Here is an 8,670-nt window from a genome sequence, read left to right as displayed (position 1 = left end):
AGCCCTCGCCCACGAAGTGGTCGACGAAGAAGTAGCCGGCCGCCAGGGCGCCGACCGCGAGCAGCAGGATCGGGACCAGCATCGACCACGGGCTCTCATGCGGCTTGTGGTCGTGGCCATGACTGTGATCGTCATGCGCGTCGGCCAGGGGCTCGTCGTGCGTCTCGATCTGGGCGTGGCTGGCGTGGTCGTCGGCATGACCATGCGCATGGTCGTCGTGCGCATGCTGCCACTTCGGCGTGCCGTGGAAGGTCATGAAGGCCAGGCGCCACGAATAGAAGGCGGTCAGGCCGGCGGCGAACAGGCTGACGACGAAGGCGAAATAGGCCACCCCGCCCATCTCCTGGCCGGCCGCGTAGGCCGCCTCGATGATGGTGTCCTTGGAATAGAAGCCAGCGAAGCCAAGGTGCAGGCTGGGAATGCCGAAGCCGGTGATGGCGAGCGTCCCGATGGTCATGACCGCGTAGGTGACCGGCAGGTACTTCCACAGCCCGCCCATCTTCCGCATGTCCTGCTCGTGGTGCATCCCGTGGATGACCGAGCCCGCGCCCAGGAACAGCAGGGCCTTGAAGAAGGCGTGGGTGAACAGGTGGAACATCGCCGCCTGATAGGCGCCGACGCCGGCGGCGAAGAACATGTAGCCGAGCTGCGAGCAGGTCGAATAGGCGATGACCCGCTTGATGTCGTTCTGGGCCAGGCCGACCGTGGCCGCGAACAGCGCCGTGACCGCGCCCACCAGGGTGACGATTTGCTTGGCGTAGGGCGCGTACTCGAACATCGGCGACAGCAGGCAGACCATGTAGACGCCGGCGGTGACCATGGTCGCCGCGTGGATCAGGGCCGAGACGGGGGTCGGGCCTTCCATGGCGTCCGGCAGCCAGGTGTGCAGGAAGAACTGAGCCGACTTGCCCATGGCGCCCACGAACAGCAGGGCGCAGGCGAGGTCGACGGCGTGCCAGTAGGATCCGGCGAACCACCAGGCGGTGTTGGCGAACTCAGGAACGCGCGGGAAGATCTCGGCGAACTGGATCGAGCCGAACATCCAGTAGACGGTCATGATGCCCAGGGCGAAGCCGAAGTCGCCCACCCGATTGACCACGAAGGCCTTTATGGAGGCGGCGTTGGCGGTGGGCTTCTTGAACCAGAAGCCGATCAGCAGGTAACTTGCCAGGCCCACCCCTTCCCAGCCGAAGAACAGCTGCATGAAGTCGGCGGCGGTCACCAGGGCCAGCATGGCGAAGGTGAACAGCGACAGATAGGCGAAGAACCGGGGCTTGGAGTCGTCCTCGGCCATGTAGCCCCACGAATAGACGTGGACCAGCGAGGCGACGCTGGTGACGACCACCAGCATGACCGCCGAGAGGCCATCGAGGCGGATCGACCAGTTGGACTGGAAGTCGCCGATATTGATGAACGGCAACAGCTCAAGGGTGAAGGGCTCAAGCCCGCCCCAGGTCCACTGGCTGAAGATCACCCAGGACAGGACGGCGGAAAGCAGCAGCAGGCCGGTCGTCACCGATTGCGAGGCGACGTTGCCGATCCTGCGGCCGAACAGGCCCGCGATGATCGCGCCCACCAGGGGCGCGAAAACCACGGCGGTGATGAGGGTCGAAGGGGTCATGGAAAGGTCGCTCAGCCCTTCATCATCGAAACGTCGTCCACGGCGATGTCGCCGCGGTTGCGGAAGAAGGTGACGAGGATCGCCAGGCCCACGGCGGCCTCGGCCGCGGCCACGGTCAGGACGAACATGGCGAAGATCTGCCCCGTGACGTCGTGCAGATAGACCGAGAAAGCCACGAGGTTGATGTTCACCGCCAGCAGGATCAGCTCGATCGACATCAGGATGACGATGATGTTCTTGCGGTTCACGAAGATGCCGAACACCCCGATGGTGAACAGGATCGCGGCGACCGCGAGATAGTGGGTCAGGCCGATGCTCATAGGTCGATCCCCTGCCCCGGCTTGATGTCGACGATGCGCATCCCGGACTTCGGCGTCCGCGCGACCTGGTCGGCGATCACCTGGCGGCGCACGCCGGGCTTGTGGCGCAGGGTGAGCACGATGGCGCCGATCATGGCCACCAGCAGCACCAGCCCCGCGGCCTGGAAGAAGTAGACATAGTCGGTGTAGAGCACCCGCCCGATGGTCTCGGCGTTGCTGACGTCCGTATGGACTTTCGGAGCGTCGTTCAGGCTCGCGCCCTGGGTCGCCACCGAGGTCGCCACCACGATCATCTCAATGGCAAGGATGCCGGCCACCAGGCCGCCAAGCGGCATGTAGCGGGCGAAGCCCTGACGCAGGGCGGCGAAGTCGACGTCCAGCATCATCACGACGAACAGGAACAACACCGCCACGGCGCCGACGTAGACGACCACCAGCAGCATGGCGAGGAACTCCGCGCCCAGGGTCACGAACAGCCCGGCCGCCGAGAAGAAGCTGAGGATGAGGAACAGCACCGAGTGCACCGGATTGCGCGATGAGACCACCGCGAACCCAGAGCCCACGGTCACCGCCGCCAGCAGATAAAATGCGATCGCCAAGGCCATGACGGCTCTTTTCAGCCCCTCAGTTTCAGTGTCGTCCGGCCGAAGCCGACGCGCTCGATTTCGTCTCGGAATCGCGCCCCGTGCTTAGCGGTAGGGCGCGTCCAGTTCCAGGTTCTTCGCGATCTGCCGCTCCCAACGATCCCCGTTCGCGAGCAGGCGTTCCTTGTCGTAGTAGAGTTCCTCGCGCGTCTCGACGGCGTACTCGATGTTCGGCCCCTCGACGATGGCGTCCACCGGGCAGGCTTCCTGGCACAGGCCGCAATAGATGCATTTCACCATGTCGATGTCGTAGCGGGTCGTGCGGCGGCTGCCGTCGTCGCGTGGCTCGGCCTCGATGGTGATGGCCTGGGCCGGGCAGATGGCCTCGCACAGCTTGCACGCGATGCAACGCTCTTCCCCGTTGGGATAGCGGCGCAACACATGCTCTCCCCGGAACCGTGGCGATTGCGGACCGCGCTCATGGGGGTACTGCACCGTGGCCTTCGGCTTCGCCATGTACTGCATGGCCATGCCAAAGGCGCCGAGGAAGTCCATCAGCGCCGCGCCTTTGATGGCCTGTGAGATGCGTTGCATCATCTGGCGGTCACTTTCCCTTGCACTCGAAATCGGCGAGCCGCTTGCCCGTGGTTTGCGCCCGCTGGACGATCTCCCCGCCCCGCTTCACGCAGGCGTCGCGGGCATGTTTCAGCGAGTCGTAGCTGGCCACGCCGCCCACGGGGGAGTTGGCCTCCACCGAACCGGTGGCGCATGCGCTGAGCGCCAGGGTCGCGGCCATGATCATCAGGGTCTTCATGCCGTTGCCGGCCCGAACACTCGCCACGCCGCCACCAGGGCCACGGCCACCAGCGAGATGGGCAGGAACACCTTCCAGCCCAGCCGCATGAGCTGGTCGTAGCGATAACGAGGCACGATCGCCTTCACCATGGCGATCAGGAAGAAGAAGAAGCAGATCTTCACCACGAACCACATCAGGCCGTAGAAGCTCTGCGCCGTCGGCGGCCAGTCGTGGACGAAGGCGAAGTCGATGGGCGCCTGCCAGCCGCCGAAGAACAGCAGCGAGATCAACGCGCACATCAGGACGATGCTGATCAGTTCGCCGATCATGAACAGCAGGAACGGCGAGGAGGAGTATTCCACCTGATAGCCGGCCACGAGTTCGGACTCCGCCTCGGGCAGGTCGAAGGGCGGCCGGTTGGTCTCGGCCAGGGCCGAGATGAAGAAGATCACCGCCATCGGAATCATCACGAGCGCGATGGGCAGGCCCCGCAGGCCGTCGCCGCCCAGGACGTTCCAGTTCCAGAAGCCGCCGGCCTGCTGTTCGACGATCGTCTGCAGGTTCATGGTGCCGGCCAGCAGCACGACGGTGATGATGACGAAGCCGATCGAGACCTCGTACGACACCATCTGCGCGGCCGAGCGCAGGCTGCCCAGGAAGGGATACTTCGAGTTCGAAGCCCAGCCGCCCATGATGATGCCGTAGACACCGAGCGACGAGATCGCCAGCACGTAGAGGATGCCGACATTGATGTCGGAGACCACCCAGCCCGGCGCGAACGGGATCACCGCCCAGCCCACCAGGGCCAGGGTGAAGGTCAGGACCGGCGCCAGCAGGAAGACGAACTTGTCGGCCCCGTCGGGGATGATCAGTTCCTTCAGCACGAACTTGATCAGATCGGCGAAGGACTGCAGCAGGCCGAACGGGCCCACCACATTGGGGCCCTTGCGCATCTGCACGCCCGCCCAGATCTTGCGGTCGGCCAGCATGAAGAAGGCCAACGCCACCAGCAGCGGCAGGATCACCAGCATGATCTGCGCGACGGTGATCAGGGTCCAGCCGCCCGGGGTGGCCCAGAAATTGGTGGTGGGATCCATGCCCTACTCCGCCGCGATCTTGGCGGCGCCGGAAACCACGGCGGCGCATTCGGCCATCGTCACGCTGGCGCGGGCGATGGGGTTGGTCAGGTGGAAGGCCTTGATCGAACTGGCGAAGGGCTTGTCAGAGGCCGCGCCCTTGGTCCCCAGGCCCGTCAGATCGAACGCCGCCGGCGCGGCCGGCACATAATCGATCTGGCCGAAGGTCGGGTGGTCCTCGAACAGCTTGGCGCGCAGTTGGGCCAAGGTGTCATAGGGCAAGGTGGCGCCCAGGCGCTCGGACAGGGCGCGCAACACCGACCAGTCCTCGCGGGCCTCGCCCTTGGGGAACACGGCGCGGAAGCCCATCTGCACCCGGCCCTCGGTGTTGACGTAGAGGCCGTCCTTCTCGGTATAGGCGGCGCCCGGCAGGATCACGTCGGCCTTATGGGCCCCCGCGTCGCCGTGGGTGCCGAGATAGACCGTGAAGGCGTCGGAGCCCGACACATCGATCTCGTCGGCGCCCATGAGGAAGAGGACGTCCAGCGCGCCCTTGGCAGCCATCTGGGCGGCGGTCTTGCCGCCCTCGCCCGGGACGAAGCCCAGATCCAGACCGCCGACGCGGGCGGCGGCGGTGTGCAGCACGTTCCAGGTCAGGACGAAGGTCTTGGCCGCGGCGGCCGCGGCGGCCAGCACGGCGGCGCCGTCTACGCGGGCCAGGGCGCCCGCGCCCACGATGATCGCCGGGGCCTTGGCGTCCTTGAGCGCCTTGACGAAATCGCTCTTGGATTTGGCGAGGCCCGCCAGGGTCTCAGGACCCGCGCCCAGATAGTCATAGCCGTAGGTCAGGTCGGCCTGTTCGCCGATGACGCCCACCCGCAGGGCGCCCGCCAGCCAGCGCTTGCGCAGCCGGGCGTTGAACACCGGCGCTTCCAGGCGCGGATTGGCGCCGACCAGCAGGATCACATCGGCGTTCTCGATGCCGGCGATGGTGGAGTTCAGCAGCCAGCTCTCGCGCGGACCGGCCCCCAGCGCCATGCCATCCTGCCGGCAGTCGAGGTTGGTCACGCCGAGCGACCCGAACAGGTCCTTGGCGGCCTTCATGGACTCCGCGTCCTGCACGTCGCCGGCGATCACGCCGATCCGATCAGGCGTCGCGGCCTTGATCTTGGCGGCGACCTGGTCGAACGCCTCGTTCCAACTCACCGGCGTCAACCGGCCGCCCTTGCGGACATAGGGCTGGTCCAGACGCTGGCGCGACAGGCCGTCGACCGCGTAGCGGGTCTTGTCGCTGATCCACTCTTCGTTGATGTCCTCGTTCAGGCGCGGCAGCACGCGCAGCACGGCCGGACCCCGGCTGTCGACGCGGATCGCCGAACCCAGGGCGTCCATCACGTCGATGCTCTCGGTCTTCTTCAGCTCCCAGGGCCGGGCGTTGAAGGCGTAGGGCTTGGAGGTCAGCGCGCCCACCGGGCAAAGGTCGATCACGTTGGCCGACAGTTCGGACGTCACCGACTTGTCGAGATAGGTCGTGATTTCAACGTCTTCGCCGCGAGAGATGAGGCCGATTTCCGGCACGCCGGCCACTTCGGTGATGAAGCGGACGCAGCGGGTGCACTGGATGCAGCGGGTCATGACCGTCTTGATCAACGGCCCCATGAACTTCTCTTCGACCGCGCGCTTGTTCTCGCCATAGCGGCTGTCGTCGCGGCCATAGCCCATGGCCTGGTCCTGCAGGTCGCACTCGCCGCCCTGGTCGCAGATCGGGCAATCCAGGGGGTGGTTGATCAGCAGGAACTCCATCACCCCTTCCCTGGCCTTCTTGACCATGGGCGAGTTGGTGATGATCTCCTGGCCCTCGGCGGCCGGCAGGGCGCACGAGGCCTGGGGCTTGGGCGGGCCGGGCTTCACCTCGACCAGGCACATGCGGCAGTTGCCCGCGATGCTCAGGCGCTCGTGGTAGCAGAAGCGCGGGATCTCTTCGCCGGCCAGCTCCGCCACCTGCAGAACCGTCATGCCGGGTTCGAACTCGACCTCGACGCCGTTGACCTTGGCTATGGGCATGCCGGGTTACTCCGCCGCCGCCAGGGTCGCGCCCTGAACATGGGGCTTGCCGATGCGGTAGTTGGTGATTCGCTCCTCCACCTCGTGGCGGAAGTGGCGGAACAGGCCCTGGATCGGCCAGGCGGCCGCGTCGCCCAGGCCGCAGATGGTGTGGCCTTCGACCTGGCTGGCGACGTCGAGCAGCATGTCGATCTCGCGCATCTCGGCTTCGCCGGTGGCCATGCGCTCCATGACCCGCCACATCCAGCCGGTGCCTTCGCGGCAGGGCGTGCACTGGCCGCAGCTCTCATGCTTGTAGAAATAGGAGGCCCGCGCGATGGCGCGGACCAGGTCGGCGTCCTTGTCCATGACGATCATGGTCGCCGTGCCCAGGCCCGACTTGCGCGCCGCCAGGTCGTCGAAGTCCATCAGCGCTTCCTCGGCCTCTTCGGCCGGGATCATCCGCATGGAGATGCCGCCGGGGATCACGGCCTTGAGGTTGCCCCAGCCGCCGCGCACGCCGCCGAAATGGTCGTCGATGAGCTGGCGCATGGGGATCGACATGGCCTCTTCGACCACGCAGGGCTTGTTGACGTGGCCCGAGGCCGCCATCAGCTTGATGCCCGAGTTCTTCGGCCGTCCGAAGCCCGCGAACCACCCTGCCCCGCGGCGCAGGATCGAACCCACGACAGCGATCGACTCGACATTGTTGATGGTGGTCGGCGCGCCATAGATGCCAGCGCCGGCCGGGAACGGCGGCTTCAGGCGCGGCTGGCCCTTCTTGCCCTCAAGGCTCTCCATCAGGGCGGTCTCGTCGCCGCAGATATAGGCCCCGGCGCCATGGGTGACGTGCAGGTCGAAGTCCCAGCCGTGGACGTTACCCTTGCCGATCAGCTTGGCGTCGTAGGCTTGACGGATCGCGGCTTCCAGGCGCTCGCGCTCATGCACATACTCGCCGCGGATGTAGATATAGGCGGTGTGGGCGCGGATGGCGTAGCTGGCCACCAGGCAGCCTTCGATCAGCAGGTGCGGATCGTTGCGGATGATCTCGCGGTCCTTGCAGGCGCCGGGCTCGGACTCGTCGGCGTTGACCACCAGGAAGTGGGGACGCTCGCTCTCGGCCTTCGGCATGAAGGTCCATTTCAGGCCGGTGGGGAACCCGCCGCCGCCGCGGCCGCGCAGGCCCGATTCCTTGATCTGCTCGCAGATCCACTCCGGGGTCTGCTTCAGCATCTCGCGGGTCGCGTTCCAGCAGCCGCGCGTCTTCGCACCCTCAAGGCCCCAGTCGTGGACGCCGTAGAGGTTGGTGAAGATGCGGTCCTTGTCTTCGAGTATGCCGACCAAGACCCCTAGACCCCCTTTTTCGCGGGACGGAGCCCCGCGATGAACCAGATTTGCGCGCCCAGGCCGACCAGCAGGGCCGCGATAAACACCGCGATCAGCCAGTCCACACCCTTGCCAAAGGCGCCGTAGGCCGCCGCGGCGGCCACGATGCCGCAGACCGCGTCGATCGCGACCATGGTCTTCAGCCTACGTTTGGTGGCTTCGAGATCCATCAGGTGGCCGGAGCCTTGGCCTTGCCCGCAGGCGCGGCGTTGGGCAGCGACTTGATCGGCTTGGCCAGCGACCCGTCGTAGAGCTTCGGATCGGTCAGCACGAGCGGACCGCCCTCGGGCGAAGAGCCCTGGCGACCGATCAGCGAGCCGGGCCTGGGCGGCTTGCCGGCGGCGAAGTCGTCCAGCAACTTGTCCAGGCTCTCGACCGTCAGATCCTCGTAGTAGTAGTCGTTGATCGCGGCCATCGGCGCGTTCGAGCAGGCGCCCAGGCACTCAACTTCCTGCCAGTAGAACTTGCCGTCCGCCGAGCGGTGATCCTTGGGGCCAATGCGCTTCTTGCAGCGGGCCATCAGGTCGTTGGCGCCGCGCAGGGCGCAGGGCGTCGTTCCGCACACCTGGACCAGGGCGTGGGTGCCCACCTGCTCCAGCATGAACATGGTGTAGAAGGTCGCGACCTCAAGGACGCGGATCTGCGGCATGCCCAGCAGGGCGGCCACGGCGCGGATGGCGGGCTCGGAAACCCAGCCCTCCTGCTTCTGGATCAGCCACAGGATCGGGATCACCGCCGACTGCTGCCGGCCGGCGGGGTATTTGCCGATCCACCACTGAGCCTGCTTGGCGGTCTCTTTCGAGAACTCGAAGCTGGCCGGCTGGTTCGGAGAGAGGCGGCGAAC

Annotated in this window: 10 protein-coding genes; all 10 read right to left on the bottom strand. The window is 66.3% G+C overall.

Annotated elements, in window-relative coordinates:
• Positions 1 to 1,621, bottom strand: a 1,621-nt coding sequence (nuoL, locus tag RMO04_RS19130) for an NADH-quinone oxidoreductase subunit L (protein ID WP_309646361.1), incomplete at its 3' end; no start/stop codon positions are given.
• A gap of 11 nt (positions 1,622 to 1,632) precedes the next feature.
• A complete protein-coding gene (gene nuoK / locus RMO04_RS19125) occupies positions 1,633 to 1,941 on the bottom strand; it encodes an NADH-quinone oxidoreductase subunit NuoK (protein WP_309646360.1) in 309 nt (102 codons plus the stop codon).
• A complete protein-coding gene (locus RMO04_RS19120) occupies positions 1,938 to 2,546 on the bottom strand; it encodes an NADH-quinone oxidoreductase subunit J (RefSeq protein ID WP_309646359.1) in 609 nt (202 codons plus the stop codon). Before RMO04_RS19120 ends, nuoK begins: the two co-directional genes overlap by 4 nt.
• 84 nt (positions 2,547 to 2,630) lie before the next feature.
• Entirely contained in the window at positions 2,631 to 3,122 is a 492-nt protein-coding gene (nuoI, locus tag RMO04_RS19115; protein ID WP_309646358.1) for an NADH-quinone oxidoreductase subunit NuoI, read from the bottom strand.
• Between the two features lie 7 nt (positions 3,123 to 3,129).
• Entirely contained in the window at positions 3,130 to 3,339 is a 210-nt protein-coding gene (locus RMO04_RS19110; RefSeq protein ID WP_309646357.1) for a hypothetical protein, read from the bottom strand.
• Positions 3,336 to 4,418, bottom strand: a complete 1,083-nt coding sequence (nuoH, locus tag RMO04_RS19105) for an NADH-quinone oxidoreductase subunit NuoH (protein ID WP_309646356.1) — start codon at positions 4,416 to 4,418, stop codon at positions 3,336 to 3,338. The genes RMO04_RS19110 and nuoH overlap by 4 nt, the downstream gene beginning before the upstream one ends.
• A 3-nt stretch (positions 4,419 to 4,421) precedes the next feature.
• Positions 4,422 to 6,461 (bottom strand): NADH-quinone oxidoreductase subunit NuoG, encoded by a 2,040-nt coding sequence (gene nuoG / locus RMO04_RS19100; RefSeq protein WP_309646355.1) that lies wholly within the window; start codon positions 6,459 to 6,461, stop codon positions 4,422 to 4,424.
• Between the two features lie 6 nt (positions 6,462 to 6,467).
• Positions 6,468 to 7,784 carry an NADH-quinone oxidoreductase subunit NuoF gene (gene nuoF / locus RMO04_RS19095; protein WP_309646354.1) on the bottom strand — a complete coding sequence of 439 codons (1,317 nt, stop codon included), beginning with the start codon at positions 7,782 to 7,784 and terminating at the stop codon, positions 6,468 to 6,470.
• 5 nt (positions 7,785 to 7,789) lie between these two features.
• On the bottom strand, positions 7,790 to 7,996 hold the full coding sequence (locus RMO04_RS19090; RefSeq protein WP_309646353.1) for a hypothetical protein: 207 nt from the start codon (positions 7,994 to 7,996) through the stop codon (positions 7,790 to 7,792).
• Positions 7,996 to 8,670, bottom strand: a 675-nt coding sequence (gene nuoE, locus RMO04_RS19085) for an NADH-quinone oxidoreductase subunit NuoE (protein ID WP_309646352.1), incomplete at its 5' end; no start/stop codon positions are given. The genes RMO04_RS19090 and nuoE, both read right to left, overlap by 1 nt.

Origin of the sequence: Phenylobacterium sp. (genome assembly GCF_031412415.1) — a bacterium.
In the GTDB taxonomy this organism is placed as follows: domain Bacteria; phylum Pseudomonadota; class Alphaproteobacteria; order Caulobacterales; family Caulobacteraceae; genus Phenylobacterium.
Note: the sequence above shows the minus strand (reverse complement) of the source record. Positions and strands in the feature narration are given on the sequence as shown.